Source organism: Vreelandella arcis (assembly GCF_900103865.1).
In the GTDB taxonomy this organism is placed as follows: Bacteria; Pseudomonadota; Gammaproteobacteria; order Pseudomonadales; family Halomonadaceae; genus Vreelandella; species Vreelandella arcis.
The window spans coordinates 1-13,190 of sequence record NZ_FNII01000021.1; the positions used below are offsets into that span (position 1 = coordinate 1).

Consider the following 13,190-nt stretch of genomic DNA (forward strand, 5'->3'; position numbering starts at 1 on the left):
TTTAAGATCGATGTGGTTCTTACCTGCCACCCGAAAGTGACAGAAGCGAACCAAGCTTGGCTCAAGGTTCAAACGAATTCATTCAAACTGTTGTTTGCATGACCGCTTGCCTTGATATTCGGTGATTTATCACCCTCATCGGCAAGCGCCCACATGAATTACCTGATCAAATTATTAAAGAGCAATCGCTTGCGGGCCGATACAACATGACGTGGCCGCTGCTGAGCGAGGAAGACGTATTCTACGTACTTCGCTGTGCTTGTCAATCACTGATTGGCAGAAGCGAAGGAAATAATCGACCTGCTTTTCCTTCCAGCTATATGCCTAACCACCTGACAAACCAAGGTTTTTACACCTCATCCACCACTGGCAACGCCGTGCGTCCCCGGCAGCGGATGCGTACTTTACGGCTTCACAGCCTCGTTGGCAAGGGCTTGAGGGAAAAGTTTTATCATCGATAATATTGAGCTTTAAAAGCGCTTCGGCGACAGCTTGGTTGGCAGTTACACTAGCGTCATCTACATCCCTGCCGAGGTCCGCGATGAGCCAGCATTTGTTAACTGTCGATTCATTAAGCCGCGAGAGCGTTGACCACCTACTTCGCGTTGCTGCGCGTATGGAGCCCATTGCCAGCCGCCGTCAAGTCACACGGGTGCTGGAAGGCGCGGTGCTTGGCAACCTGTTCTTTGAAGCCAGCACGCGTACCCGAGTGAGCTTTAACGCTGCGTTTTGTCGATTAGGCGGTAGTGTATGTGACACCACCGGCTTTACCTTCTCTTCCATGGCTAAGGGCGAGTCGCTTTACGACACTAGCCGGGTAATGAGCGGGTACTGCGATGCCATCGTCATGCGCCATCCCGACCAAGGCTCAGTCGCCGAATTTGCCGCCGCGACGAATGTGCCCGTAATTAACGGCGGGGATGGCCCAGGCGAACACCCGAGCCAGGCGTTACTTGATCTCTATACCATCGACAAAGAGTTCCACCGCTTGGGCAAGTCACTCAGTGGAGCGCATATTCTGCTCACCGGGGACTTAAAATACGGCCGCACTGTCCACTCATTGGTTAAGCTCTTATCGCTGTATGATCCGCTGCGCATTACCTTGGCATCCCCGCCGGGGCTTGAGATGCCCTCAACGCTGATTGACTTAGTGGCGTCTCGCGGACACCGCATAGAACAGCGCGAATCGCTGGCAAACGACTTTTCTGATTTAGACGTGGTGTACGCTACGCGCATTCAAAAGGAACGCTTTACCGATGAGATGAACGAAAGCTTCCAGGGGCTTTCCGATGATTTTATGGTCAATCGAGACTTTCTCGACCAGCGCTGCAACCAAAGCACAATTGTGATGCACCCGTTACCCCGGGATAGTCGCCCCGGAGCCAATGACTTGAATGTGGATCTTAACGGCGACCCGCGCCTAGCGATTTTTCGCCAAACCGATAACGGCATTCCGATGCGAATGGCCATTTTTGCCACGCTATTGCAAGTCGATACGTTGATAGAACAACAGCTGCGTCCGGCACGCTGGTTTGTGCCGTCACAAATCGGCACCCTGGATCGCTGAGTTGGATGACGGTCGCTACAGCGATGTGCGCCCACCGGGAAGCCCTTCCTGGTGGGCGAACCATCCTTCCAGAATAAGCACCGCCGCAATACCGTCGACGCTCTCTTCTCGATAATTGCCGCGATGGCCTGCCGCCTGAGCAATGTGTTTGGCTTCACGCGTAGAGCCACGCTCGTCGACCATTTCGCAGGGTGTGCCAAAACGTCCGTGGAGTCGATTGCCAAATTTACGCGCACGCGTACTCATGGCCGACTCCGTGCCGTCCATGTTGAGCGGCAACCCCACCACAAACAGATCGGGTTGCCACTCCTCGACCAGGCGCGTGACGAGGTTCCAATCGGGAATGCCGTCGCGGGCGGTGAGCGGCGCAAGCTCGCGGCCGCTTTTAAGCAGCTCATTTCCCACCGCCACGCCTATACGCCGCGTACCAAAATCGAACGCCAGCAGCAGACGCTGACCACTATCAGCCATTGCGCTCGGCCATTACGCGTGCCCTGCATCACGGGTCATCAGGTTAAGATCGACCCCGAGAATGCCTGCCGCGGCGGCAAGACGTTCAGCGGGGGGTGTGTCGAAGAGTACCGAGGCTTGGCCTTCCACGGTCAGCCACGCATTTTCTTTCAGTTCCTCTTCAATCTGACCCACTTCCCAACCGGCACAGCCTAGACAGACCAGGAACTGTTCTGGGCCTTCGCCGTTCGCCAGTGCCTGAAGGATATCCATCGACGTGGTCAGCGAAATGCCATCTTCGACCTGAAGACTCGAGTCCCATGCTTGGCTATCGCCCGTATGAAGGATAAAACCACGATCTTTATGCATCGGCCCACCGTAATAAACGGGTGCATTGCGGTGCGGGCTGTCATCACCACCTAGCTCCAGCTGTTCAAACAGCGCATCGAGGGTGATCTCCAGCGGCCGATTAGCTATTACGCCCATACAGCCATTGTGGTCATGGTCGCAGAGATATATGAGGCTTCCCGCAAAATTGGGGTCATCTTGGTGCGGCATGGCCATCAAAAAATGATGCTTTAAACTATGCATGCGTCTCCTGCGGCCCGCTAATTATCAACAGCCGGCCTAAAAATCAATAAATAATGCGCGCCAGTACGTTACGTTACCGAAGATGACTTACGAGGCAAGCCGGCGCTCTATGGCATCGAGTAGTAGCCCTGCGATATCAGTGCCACGCTGATCGTCGATTTCTCGCACGCAGGTTGGGCTCGTCACGTTAATTTCAGTGATGTAATCGCCGATGACATCCAGGCCGACAAACATCAGCCCTTTTTCGCGGATCATAGGCTGCACCTGCTGGATAAGCCAGTGATCGCGCTCGGTCAGTTCACGACTCACACCGCGTCCGCCAGCGGCGAGGTTGCCTCGCGTTTCTCCCGCCGAGGGGATGCGCGCCAGCCCATAAGGCACCGGCTCGCCATCCACCAGTAAAATCCGCGTATCGCCTTCCTTGATAGCCGGCAGATAGCGCTGTGCCATTATCTGACGCTGACCACGCAAGGTCAGTTGCTCAATCACCGCGCCGATATTGCGACCTTCTGGACCAATATGAAAGATGCCGGTGCCGCCCATGCCATCAAGCGGCTTAAAGATCACATCGCCATGCTCAGCGTGAAAGGCACGCAGCACATCAGCGCGACTGGCGACCAGCGTTGGTGCACAGCACTGAGGAAATTGTTGGGCAAACAGCTTTTCATTGCACTGCAAAAGCGCGGCTGTTGGATTAACAATGAATACGCCTTCTCGCTCAGCGAACCCGAGCAGATGAACCGCATTGGTAAATTCAGCGTCCACCGGCGGATCCTTACGCATCAGTACCGCATCTAATTCGGCCATCGGCCGAGCGGAAGGTTCACCTAAGTCGTACCAGTGATTAGGGTCACGGTGCACCGTTAAAGGCCGCATGCGCGCGTAGGCTTGGCCCGCATTCAAGAAAAGATCTTCCTGCTCCATATAATGCAGGGTATAACCACGCTCCTGAGAGGCCCATAGCATGGCCATGGTGGTATCTTTCTTGTAAGCGATATCGCTGATGGGATCCATCACGACACCAAGATGCACTGTTGACTGACTCATCGGGTCAAAATCCATACAATAATAATTTGGTGAGCAGTATGCCGTACTGCCTCGTCGGCTCCAACCGCTAGCCGTATCAGTCGCTGAGAGCGCCCGGCACTAAACGTATTGCGTCGGGCTCCAAGGTGATCAACTGCTGCTTATATAGGCGACCAATAGCCTGTTTATAGGCGCTTTTACTGACGCCCAAGCGCGCCTTGATATCGTGAGCAGCACTTTTATCACCTAATGCTAAGTAACCACCGCTTTCGCGTAATGCTTGGAGCACTTTATCGCCCACCACATCCAATCGTGCAGCGCCAGGCGGCAAGAGCGAAATATCTAGACGACCGTCTTCGCGGCGCTGCTTGACGTAGCCCGTTAGCGACTGGCCGCGCCGCAACGGCTGGCTAATATCGTCCTGATAGATCAACCCCCAGTAACGGTGATTAACCACCACTTTCATTCCCAGGTCGGTACGGTCAGCCACCACAACTGAAACCGGTTCACCCGTCTCCAACGCCCAGGCATCATCGGTTAAAAAACGATCAAGGCGCATTGTCGCCACGGGGCGGCCCTGATCATCCTGGTAGAGCATAACCAACACTCGCTTACCTGGATCGGGGCGAAAGCGCTGCTCACTGTAAGGCAATAACACATCTTTGGGCTGACCCCAGCGCAAAAAAGCCCCGGTGTTGTTGACGGTGGTCACCGTCAAGTACGCCACTTCACCCAATTGGGCAGACGCATCGCTAGCAGAGCGTGGAAAGGAATCTGGCTCACGGACCATAGGTACCGTCCTTACAGTAAATAGGCCTTCATTATGATGCCTTGAATCGGTAAGGCAAAGCGTGTCGGATATCAAAGGATACAGCGGTCAACACCACCGCCTAGACTAAGCAGTGCAACGCATAGTTGGTAAGTGCTTACAAATCGCCGAAATAGTGTTGCAGAAGCGTCAATGCCACCACGGGTGCAGTTTCGGTGCGCAACACCCGAGGGCCTAGAGTGAGCGGTGCGAACTCGGCCGCCAGGGCAGCGGCCACATCGTCTGGGCTAAGCCCGCCCTCAGGGCCAATCAACAGCGCCGCTTTCTCAGGGCGCGTCTCACGGTCGAAAATATGGCCAGTCGCTAAATGAAGCATTAAGCGCAGCGGCTCTTGACGCGCTTCAAGCCAGGCTTTAAGCGTTATAGGTGGATTGACGGGCGGCACGACGGCGCGTCCGCTCTGCTCACAAGCACTAGCCGCAACCGCCTGCCAATGGGCCAGCTTTTTTTCTTCCCGGTCGCCCTTTAAACGCACATCGCCGCGCTCGGTATACAGCGGTGTAATCGCTGCAACCCCCAACTCGACGGCCTTCTGAATCGCGTAATCCATCCGGTCGCCTTTGGAAATCGCCTGGCCTAAATGCACCACCAGCGGTGACTCAACGCCGCCCGACCAAACGGCTTCTACGCGTGCAACGGTACGCTTACGGCTGACGTCAACCAAGCGAACACCCGCCTCAACACCTTGGCCGTCGAATAGCACCAGCGGTGCGCTCTCGGCCAGGCGAAGCACACGTGTCACGTGCCGCGCCGGGCCTTCTGGCAACGCCACCTCGTCGCCTGGGCTAAACACCTCAGGCACGAAGAGGCGGGGCATTTTGCCGTGAGCGGCGTACCAGTCGGCGGCGCGCATTGTTTAGTGGGTGTTCTCTTCGGCTTGGTTGGCTTGTTGTGCTTCGCGCTGCTTGCGCTGCGCATACATCGCTTCAAAATTCACCGGTGCCAGCATCAGCGGCGGGAACCCGCCCCGGTTAACCAAGTTATCCACGCATTCACGAGCATAGGGAAACAGCAAGTTAGGGCAGAAAGCGCCTAAGGTCTGATCAAGCTGCGCGCCTTCGATACCGCTGATACGAAACAGGCCGGCCTGCTCGACTTCCGCCAGAAAAGACGTCGTACCGGTTTCGTTATCGTTAACCTGCGCCGTCACTTTGACGACGACTTCGTATTGGTCATCGGCAATTTTTTTGCTGCTGGTGTTGAGGTCGAGGCTGACCTTAGGCTTAAACGACTGCTGAAATACCGACGGCGAGTTGGGCGCTTCAAACGAGATATCTTTTACATAAATGCGCTGCAGCGAGAACTTAAGCTGCGGTTTTTCATCGGTTTGCGCGCCGGCCTGCGGGGTGCTGTTATCTTCCGCCATGGGAGAACTCCTTATTGTTAATACAATCGGTTATGCAATGGTTCATGCAATGAATAGAATACACGCTGCGCTTACTTTTTAACCACCGGAAGGCCGTCGCCCTGCCACTGCGCCATGCCGCCCTTCAGTTTAAAGGCGCGCTCAAAACCTGCTTTAGCAAGCTTTGTTTGGGCAGCACCTGAGCTTTGTCCGTGTTTACACACCACAATGATCGGCTTGTCTTTTACTTTGTTCAGCTCATTCATGCGGCTATCAAGGCTGCTCTGGGGGATGTTGCGCGCACCCGCGATATGCCCCGTTTTAAAATCTTTACTTTCACGGATATCCAATACTACGGCGTCTTCACGATTAATAAGTTGAGTAGCCTCGGAGGCCGTCAACGCATGGGTTGAAGCGCTGCGTGTTTCATAAATAATCCACGCTATTAGCGCTAGCAAAAACGCCCCCACTAACAGGGGATGATTCATTACGAATTCGAACAGCTGATCGATCATCGCGACACAATCTCTTGGTCAATGCGGAAAAAAGCGGCGTTGCCACCCTCAAAACGCAACAAGTATACACGTCTAGCGGGGCAGCGCGCAGGCCTTCGCCATGACGCTTAGCCACTGGCTGCGTTATGATGCCCCAAGCATGCGTTGGTCGCGACCCCGATCCGCCTTTCGGCGCTCGGCTTGTCACTTACCAGGAGAATTTTATGGACACTACACGCACTCCCCGCCCCGTCGCGCTGGTTATTTTAGATGGCTACGGCCATAACCCCGACAGCGCGCACAATGCGGTAGCCGCCGCCAACACCCCGGTGATGGATAAGCTCTGGGCCGACCGCCCCCACGCCTTTGTTCACACGGATGGACGCCATGTAGGGTTGCCTGACGGACAGATGGGCAACTCAGAAGTCGGCCACATGAATATCGGTGCTGGGCGCATTGTTTACCAAGACTTCACCCGCATCATCAAAGCGATTGAAGACGGCGATCTAGACACTATCGACGTGCTTACCCAGCCCATCGACGAGGCGGTGGCCAATGGGCACGCCGTGCACCTACTAGGATTACTGTCGCCAGGCGGCGTCCACAGCCATGAAGACCACTTCATTGCCATGGCCGAGCTGGCCGCCCGCCGTGGCGCCCAGCGCATCTACGTGCATGCCTTTTTAGACGGTCGCGATATGCCGCCGCAAAGTGCACTGCGCTCCATCGAGCGCGCCAACGCCCGCTTGGCTGAGCTGGTTGGGGCCGACAACGGTTTTGTCGCATCGATCATTGGGCGCTTTTTCGCCATGGATAGGGACAACCGCTGGGAGCGCGTTGAACAAGCCTACCGCTTACTCACAGACGGTCATGCCGAGTATTATGCAACTAGCGCCGAATCGGCCCTGCGCGATGCCTACGAGCGTGGTGAAACCGACGAATTCGTCTCTGCCAGCAGCATACCGCTTAGCGATAACCCCATCACGTTACAGGATGGCGACGCGGCGATTTTTCTTAACTTCCGCTCGGATCGCGCTCGCGAACTGACTCGCGCATTTGTCGAGCCTGACTTCAGCGGCTTCAAGCGCCGCGAGTACCCCAAGCTCGCGGGTGACGGACTGGTCATGATGACCCAGTACGCGGCAGATATTCCCGCGCCTGCCGCCTTCCCACCCAGCGATCTACACGACACCCTGGGCGAAGTGGTGGCCAAACGCGGCTTAACTCAGCTGCGCATTGCCGAAACCGAGAAATACCCCCACGTCACCTTCTTCTTTTCAGGCGGCAACGAAGCCGAGTATGACGGCGAGGAGCGCATCCTCGTTCCATCCCCGCGGGATGTGAAAACCTACGACGAAAAGCCCGAAATGAGCGCCTTTGAGATTACCGACAAACTCGTCGACGCTATTGATAGCGGTCGCTTTGATCTCATGGTGTGCAACTACGCCAACGGTGACATGGTCGGCCACACCGGTGATTTTGACGCCGCCGTCAAAGCCATTGAAACCGTCGATACCTGCGTTGGCCGCGTGGTTGAGGCGATTGAGCGAGCGGGTGGGGCCTGCCTGATTACCGCCGACCACGGCAATGCCGAACAGATGGTCCACCCCGAAACCGGCGCGCCGCAAACCGCCCACACCACCTTTATGGTGCCGCTGATTTATGTGGGTGAGCGTTCTGGACAGTTAGCCGATGGCCGCCTGTGTGATCTGGCACCGACACTGCTGACCATGATGAACCAAGACGTTCCTCAAGCGATGACGGGCCAACCACTGATTACTTTCGGTTAATCTGCTTGATGCAACGACTTTGCAGGCTTGCCGCTGGCGTCGCCTTATTGTATGTCGCCCATAGCGCGGCCCAACCAAGCGAAAACCAGGCGCGCCAGCAGCTGGATGATATTGGCCAAGCCATTGAAGCGCTTTCCGAGCGTTTGAGCGAAACCGATGACGCTCGCGAAGGGGCCAAACGCGAGCTGCGAGAGGTTGAAACCGAGCTCGCTGACATCCACCAGCGGCTCGACCAACTACAGCGGGAACGCCGTCAGCTGAATGAAGAAACCACTCAGCTTCGGCAACACCGTGATCGCCTCCAAGCCGACCGCGAAGATCAGGCCGACGCCCTTGGCCAACAACTGGCGGCGCTATACCGACTAGGCCCGACGCCCCAACTCAAGCTGCTGTTGAATCAGGGCGACCCCGCCGAGCTTGACCGCATGCAAGCCTATTTAAACCGGCTGACCGAGGCCCGTCAGCAGCGTTTGACTGATATTGCGCGACTCGATAATGCGCTTGCCGATACTCAAAAAGCGCTTGCCGAGCGCCAAGCACGCCTGGAGACGCTGGCCGAGGAGCTCGAAGCTGAAAGCGCACTGCTTGCCGAGCAAACCGAGGCGCGTCGTGGCGTGGTACAAACCCTTGATGACCGCTACGGCAGCGAGGCGGCGCGATTGGCCGACCTGAATAACGACCGCGAACAGGCCGAACGTCGGCTTCGCGAGATTCAGGCCGAGCTCGCGCGGCTTGACGAGCCTACTCCGACTACCCATATTGCGCGTACACAGGGTGATCTCCCCTGGCCCGTCCAGGGTAATATCACAGCTGACTTTCAGCGCCGTGACGGCGTGCACTACAACGGCATCGTGATTCAGGCCGCAGCGGGAACCTCGGTGAACGCCGTCCACACCGGCCGGGTGGTGTTTGCCGACTGGATGCGCGGATTTGGTAACTTATTGATAATCGACCATGGCGACCAAATCATGACGTTGTACGCGCATCTACAGCAGTTTAATGCGCGACCTGGTCAACAAGTATCGCGTGGCGATAGCATTGGCCGGGTAGGCGACAGCGGGGGTCAACCGCGAAACGCACTTTACTTTGAAGTTCGCCAAAGCGGTGAACCAATTAACCCACAACGTTGGATTGCACGCCGCTGACGGGATAAGCTGAGTCATTATTGTTGTCACTTCGGGTAGCGGCGCGCGCTGCCCACCTATCGCTTCGCGGAGTCCGCATGACGCTATCAGTTACCCAGGGATCGGCCACCGCCAAACGCTTCTTGGCGATTCTGCTCCCTATTGCCCTATTATCAGCCCCGATATCACTGTTTGCTCAGCCGAGTGGCGATAGCGTTGACAGCGACTTGCCGCTTGAAGAAATCCAGACGTTTGCCGAAGTGTTTGAACGCATCAAGCGTGCCTATGTCGAGGAAGTTGACGATCGCACACTATTACGTAACGCCATGCGGGGCATGCTCAATGAGCTAGATCCTCACTCTGCCTACCTCGATAAAGAGGAATACCAAAGCCTGCGCGAATCCACCGAGGGCGAATTTGGCGGTATCGGCATTGAAGTAGGCTTGGAAAACGGCCAGCTAATGATCATTACCCCCATCGACGATACGCCCGCCTCGCGAGCCGGGCTAATGTCTCGGGACATTATTGTCAGCATCGAAGGCACACCCACCAAGGGCATGTCGCTACAGGAGGCCGTTACCTTAATGCGTGGCGACCCCGACACGACGCTGGACATTTCTGTTTTGCGCGCAGGTGAAGAGTCGCCCCTCGAATTCACCTTAACCCGCGAGATTATCCGTAGCGAAAGCGTTAAACATGAACTGTTGGAAACCGGCTATGGCTATTTACGAATTAGCCAGTTCCAGTCGCGCACGCCACAACAAGCGCGCCAAGCCCTCGAGAGCATGGCCCGTGAGCAACCGCTAGACGGCTTAGTACTCGATTTACGTAATAATCCCGGCGGCGTAATCCAAGCCGCTGTGGGGGTGGCAGATTTATTTTTAGACGAAGGCTTAATTGTCTATACCGAGGGACGCATCCCTGACAACGAGCTGTCTTTCTCAGCCTCTGCCAATACGCCAGCAGCTGATGTCCCGCTTGTCGTGCTAATAAATAGCGGCAGCGCCTCGGCCGCCGAAATTGTCGCCGGTGCCCTCCAGGATCAACGCCGGGGGGTCATCATGGGCACCGAAAGTTTCGGTAAGGGGTCTGTTCAACAGATTATGCCGCTGGGTAACGGAGAAGGCCTGAAGCTCACTACAGCGCTTTACTACACTCCGGAAGGGCGCTCCATCCAAGCCCAAGGCATTGCCCCCGATGTCGATGTCGTCCGCGGACGCCTGGAAGTCGCTGAAGGGCGGCGCGAGACCCGTGAAGCGGATTTAGAAGGCCATCTGCGCGCCCAGCAAGCCCCGCGTGATCGCGAAGAAGTGTCACAACGTCTCCGCGATGATTACCAGCTAAGCGAGGCGCTTAATTTGTTGAAAGCCCTCAATGTGGTCGACCGCCGTCGCGGTTAACGGCACGTCATCGGCAAACGCCCGCGCTCGCCGGTCGCTTGCCGCATGACGATACGCTTGAGCGGTGTCAGTTGGTGCAAGCCGCTCATTCCGAGATTGCGCATGAGGGTCAGCGCCGGGTCATGGCTACCAAACAGGGTTTTGAACCCTTTCATTAAGCCAAGCATGGCACTGTTATCGATTCGCCGGCGGCGGGCATAACGATTTAGCGTACTAAGCTCGCCCCAGGGTGCTCCACGACGCCAGGCCGACGTCACCTCTTCGGCGAGAACCGCGACATCCATCAAGCCCAAGTTAACGCCCTGCCCGGCGAGTGGGTGAAGGCTATGGGCCGCATCCCCGACGAGCGCAAAATGCGGCTGCACGTAACGGGTCGCATGCCGCTGGACTAACGGAAAACGATACGCTCGGTCGCAGACGCTGACGGTGCCCATCCGATCCCCCATTGCATCGCCTAGAGCGTCGCCTAACGCCTCGCGGGACAATTTGCACAGCTCTTCGGCGTGGGCAGGCGTTGTCGACCAAACAATCGAGCAATAATGCGCGTCGCCCTCAACCGTCAGTGGCAAAAACGCCAAAGGACGCCCGTCGACAAACGCTTGCCGCGCGGTGTCGCCGTGAGGTTTAGCGCAGCGCACCGTGGTGACCACCGCATCCTGGCCCATCGCCTCGCTTGCCACCTCGATCCTCGCCATCTCACGCAGCACCGAGTGAGCACCATCGGCAGCGACGACCAAGGGCGCGTACAGCGACTCGCCGTTCGCCAGGCGCAACTGATACCCCGACGCCGCGTGCTCTAATGCCTCAACCCCGGCACCGAAAAACGCGTTGAGCTGGGACTGGTTTTGCAGTTTGGCGTGTAGTGCTGACAACGTCACATCGTTCTCGACGATATGCCCCAGTACGGCGACACCTGCCTCATCGGCCGAAAAGGCAATCTCGCCGCTGCCCTCGGCATCCCAAACCTGCATATACCGATAGGCAGTCACGCGGGTCTCCACCATCAGCGGCCACGCACCAATATGCGTCAAAAGCCGCTGGGAAACCGGCGTCAACGCGCTTACCCGCGGTGCCGGAAGCGCACCTGCTTGATTCGAACACGGCGCCTCCTTGGCCTCAACGAGTGCCACTCGCATACCCGCCTCGGCGAGCAGCAAACTCAGCGTGGTACCCACCATACCAGCGCCGACAACGGCAACGTCGACGCTATTGGCTGGCGACCTATCTGACTCACTTGGCGACTGCATAGCATTCCTTGTTGGCCTAATCGGTTCATCAGGCGAATGAATCTTAGGGTGGTGGGGCTTAGCGCTCCAAGCCCATCGCCCGGCGCGCCAAGCTTTTACGTAAGGGTCCCAGCACGTTAAGACCCATCAAACCTGCGGCCCTGGCATGGGGCAACAGGGGGAATGACAGTCCAAACAGCCGAATCAACCCATCGCTAAAGCGAACCACATTGGCACGGTCACGCGCACGTTGGCGTTCAAACGCCTGAAGCGTGGTCATATCACCCAGTGGCCGATTTGCCCACTCACCTTGCTCAAGCGCCTCAACTAAGTCCATCACGCCGCGCAGCGCCAGGTTAAAGCCTTGCCCTGCTACCGGATGGAGCGCGTGGGCCGCATTGCCCAGCACCGCTAGCCCAGGGCGGACAGGTTCATTGGCCGTAATTAACGTCAGCGGATAACTGAGGCGCTGCCCAACCTGAGTAAAGCGCCCGACCCGATCGCCAAAAGCCGCTTGGAGCTGGGTCAGGAATTCACTGTCCGGAAGATCCAGCCGCGCTTGCTCCTGCCCGGTGGTATGCGTCCAGATTAACTCCATTGCCTGCCCCGGCAAAGGTAACAAGGCTATCGGCCCCACGTCGGTAAAACGCTCGTAAGCCACGCCATGGTGCGGCTGACTGACGCCCACGTGGGCGATCACTGCGGTTTGATCATAGGCCGCACGGCGGCTGGCAATACCCAGCTGTTCTTTTAAGCCTGACCGTCCGCCATCGGCCAGTACCGTCAAAGCACCGCAAAGCTGGCTTCCATCGGAGAGCGTCAAGTCGTGGCCCCGGGGCGTCGGGGTGATGCTGTCAACCTTGGCGGGGCAATACCATTCAAGGGGTAGCGCATTGAGCCGCTGATGCAGGACGCGACCCATCCACGCATTAGGGATCACATGCCCCAGGGCCTTGACGCCAAGTTCGCAAGCGTTAAGACGCGTTGCGCCTAGCCGCCCCCGCTCACTGATATGGATGCGCTGAATCGGCGTTGCTTGGTCTTGCATCGCCTCCCACACGCCCAATTGACGAAAGCGCTGTGCCGAGCCTTCGGCAATGGCGCTAGCGCGCGCATCAAAACTAGGTTGCCACGCGTCATCCAGGGACTCAGACGGCAGCGGTGCCGCTTCAATGATGGCGACTTTCCAGCCATACCGCTCAATCAGCGGCGCCAAGGCACAACCTAAACTGGCGCCCACTAACCCGCCTCCTACAATGACAATGTCATGGGTTATTGCCTGCCCCGACGCTTGCATTGACTCTCTCCCAGTTATGACTAACGCGCTACAACACACTGCGATTACCGT

Annotated in this window: 13 protein-coding genes; 4 read left to right on the forward strand and 9 right to left on the reverse strand. The window is 57.1% G+C overall.

The features are described from left to right. Positions 1-541: 541 nt before the first annotated feature. Positions 542-1,567, forward strand: a complete 1,026-nt coding sequence (locus tag BLR97_RS17820; RefSeq protein WP_089708012.1) for an aspartate carbamoyltransferase — start codon at positions 542-544, stop codon at positions 1,565-1,567. A gap of 15 nt (positions 1,568-1,582) precedes the next feature. Here the strand turns inward: BLR97_RS17820 and ruvX are convergent, their stop codons facing one another. From ruvX to BLR97_RS17855, 7 genes are all read right to left on the reverse strand, one after another. Continuing rightward, a complete protein-coding gene (ruvX, locus tag BLR97_RS17825; protein ID WP_089708014.1) occupies positions 1,583-2,038 on the reverse strand; it encodes a Holliday junction resolvase RuvX in 456 nt (151 codons plus the stop codon). A 12-nt stretch (positions 2,039-2,050) separates the two neighbouring features. Further along, a complete protein-coding gene (locus BLR97_RS17830) occupies positions 2,051-2,608 on the reverse strand; it encodes a YqgE/AlgH family protein (RefSeq protein ID WP_089708015.1) in 558 nt (185 codons plus the stop codon). Positions 2,609-2,695: 87 nt separating this feature from the next. Next, entirely contained in the window at positions 2,696-3,655 is a 960-nt protein-coding gene (gene gshB / locus BLR97_RS17835; RefSeq protein WP_089708017.1) for a glutathione synthase, read from the reverse strand. A 76-nt stretch (positions 3,656-3,731) separates the two neighbouring features. After that, entirely contained in the window at positions 3,732-4,424 is a 693-nt protein-coding gene (locus BLR97_RS17840) for a CvfB family protein (protein WP_089708020.1), read from the reverse strand. A gap of 136 nt (positions 4,425-4,560) precedes the next feature. Continuing rightward, a complete protein-coding gene (locus BLR97_RS17845; RefSeq protein ID WP_089708021.1) occupies positions 4,561-5,316 on the reverse strand; it encodes a 16S rRNA (uracil(1498)-N(3))-methyltransferase in 756 nt (251 codons plus the stop codon). 3 nt (positions 5,317-5,319) lie between these two features. Continuing rightward, positions 5,320-5,829: a protein-export chaperone SecB gene (secB, locus tag BLR97_RS17850; RefSeq protein WP_089708023.1), complete on the reverse strand. Its 510-nt coding sequence runs from the start codon at positions 5,827-5,829 to the stop codon at positions 5,320-5,322. Positions 5,830-5,900: 71 nt separating this feature from the next. Beyond that, positions 5,901-6,323: a rhodanese-like domain-containing protein gene (locus BLR97_RS17855; protein ID WP_089708025.1), complete on the reverse strand. Its 423-nt coding sequence runs from the start codon at positions 6,321-6,323 to the stop codon at positions 5,901-5,903. A gap of 203 nt (positions 6,324-6,526) precedes the next feature. Between BLR97_RS17855 and gpmI the strand changes: the two genes are divergently transcribed. From gpmI to BLR97_RS17870, 3 genes are all read left to right on the forward strand, one after another. Further along, positions 6,527-8,092, forward strand: a complete 1,566-nt coding sequence (gene gpmI / locus BLR97_RS17860) for a 2,3-bisphosphoglycerate-independent phosphoglycerate mutase (protein WP_089708027.1) — start codon at positions 6,527-6,529, stop codon at positions 8,090-8,092. An 8-nt stretch (positions 8,093-8,100) separates the two neighbouring features. Continuing rightward, entirely contained in the window at positions 8,101-9,237 is a 1,137-nt protein-coding gene (locus BLR97_RS17865) for a murein hydrolase activator EnvC family protein (protein WP_089708029.1), read from the forward strand. 77 nt (positions 9,238-9,314) lie between these two features. Continuing rightward, positions 9,315-10,616, forward strand: a complete 1,302-nt coding sequence (locus BLR97_RS17870) for a S41 family peptidase (protein WP_089708031.1) — start codon at positions 9,315-9,317, stop codon at positions 10,614-10,616. Here BLR97_RS17870 and BLR97_RS17875 read toward each other — a convergent pair. Both BLR97_RS17875 and ubiH read right to left on the reverse strand, forming a co-directional pair. Next, positions 10,613-11,863 (reverse strand): UbiH/UbiF/VisC/COQ6 family ubiquinone biosynthesis hydroxylase, encoded by a 1,251-nt coding sequence (locus BLR97_RS17875; RefSeq protein WP_089708033.1) that lies wholly within the window; start codon positions 11,861-11,863, stop codon positions 10,613-10,615. The genes BLR97_RS17870 and BLR97_RS17875 overlap by 4 nt on opposite strands. A gap of 58 nt (positions 11,864-11,921) precedes the next feature. Further along, positions 11,922-13,139: a 2-octaprenyl-6-methoxyphenyl hydroxylase gene (ubiH, locus tag BLR97_RS17880; RefSeq protein WP_089708034.1), complete on the reverse strand. Its 1,218-nt coding sequence runs from the start codon at positions 13,137-13,139 to the stop codon at positions 11,922-11,924. Positions 13,140-13,190 lie beyond the last annotated feature (51 nt).

Excerpts from the sequence above, each read along its gene's own strand:
- BLR97_RS17820 (WP_089708012.1), top strand. The coding sequence starts at position 542 with ATGAGCCAGCATTTGTTAACTGTCGATTCATTAAGCCGCGAGAGCGTT.
- ruvX (WP_089708014.1), bottom strand. The coding sequence starts at position 2,038 with ATGGCTGATAGTGGTCAGCGTCTGCTGCTGGCGTTCGATTTTGGTACG.
- BLR97_RS17830 (WP_089708015.1), bottom strand. The coding sequence starts at position 2,608 with ATGCATAGTTTAAAGCATCATTTTTTGATGGCCATGCCGCACCAAGAT.
- gshB (WP_089708017.1), bottom strand. The coding sequence starts at position 3,655 with ATGAGTCAGTCAACAGTGCATCTTGGTGTCGTGATGGATCCCATCAGC.
- BLR97_RS17840 (WP_089708020.1), bottom strand. The coding sequence starts at position 4,424 with ATGGTCCGTGAGCCAGATTCCTTTCCACGCTCTGCTAGCGATGCGTCT.
- BLR97_RS17845 (WP_089708021.1), bottom strand. The coding sequence starts at position 5,316 with ATGCGCGCCGCCGACTGGTACGCCGCTCACGGCAAAATGCCCCGCCTC.
- secB (WP_089708023.1), bottom strand. The coding sequence starts at position 5,829 with ATGGCGGAAGATAACAGCACCCCGCAGGCCGGCGCGCAAACCGATGAA.
- BLR97_RS17855 (WP_089708025.1), bottom strand. The coding sequence starts at position 6,323 with ATGATCGATCAGCTGTTCGAATTCGTAATGAATCATCCCCTGTTAGTG.
- gpmI (WP_089708027.1), top strand. The coding sequence starts at position 6,527 with ATGGACACTACACGCACTCCCCGCCCCGTCGCGCTGGTTATTTTAGAT.
- BLR97_RS17865 (WP_089708029.1), top strand. The coding sequence starts at position 8,101 with ATGCAACGACTTTGCAGGCTTGCCGCTGGCGTCGCCTTATTGTATGTC.
- BLR97_RS17870 (WP_089708031.1), top strand. The coding sequence starts at position 9,315 with ATGACGCTATCAGTTACCCAGGGATCGGCCACCGCCAAACGCTTCTTG.
- BLR97_RS17875 (WP_089708033.1), bottom strand. The coding sequence starts at position 11,863 with ATGCAGTCGCCAAGTGAGTCAGATAGGTCGCCAGCCAATAGCGTCGAC.
- ubiH (WP_089708034.1), bottom strand. The coding sequence starts at position 13,139 with ATGCAAGCGTCGGGGCAGGCAATAACCCATGACATTGTCATTGTAGGA.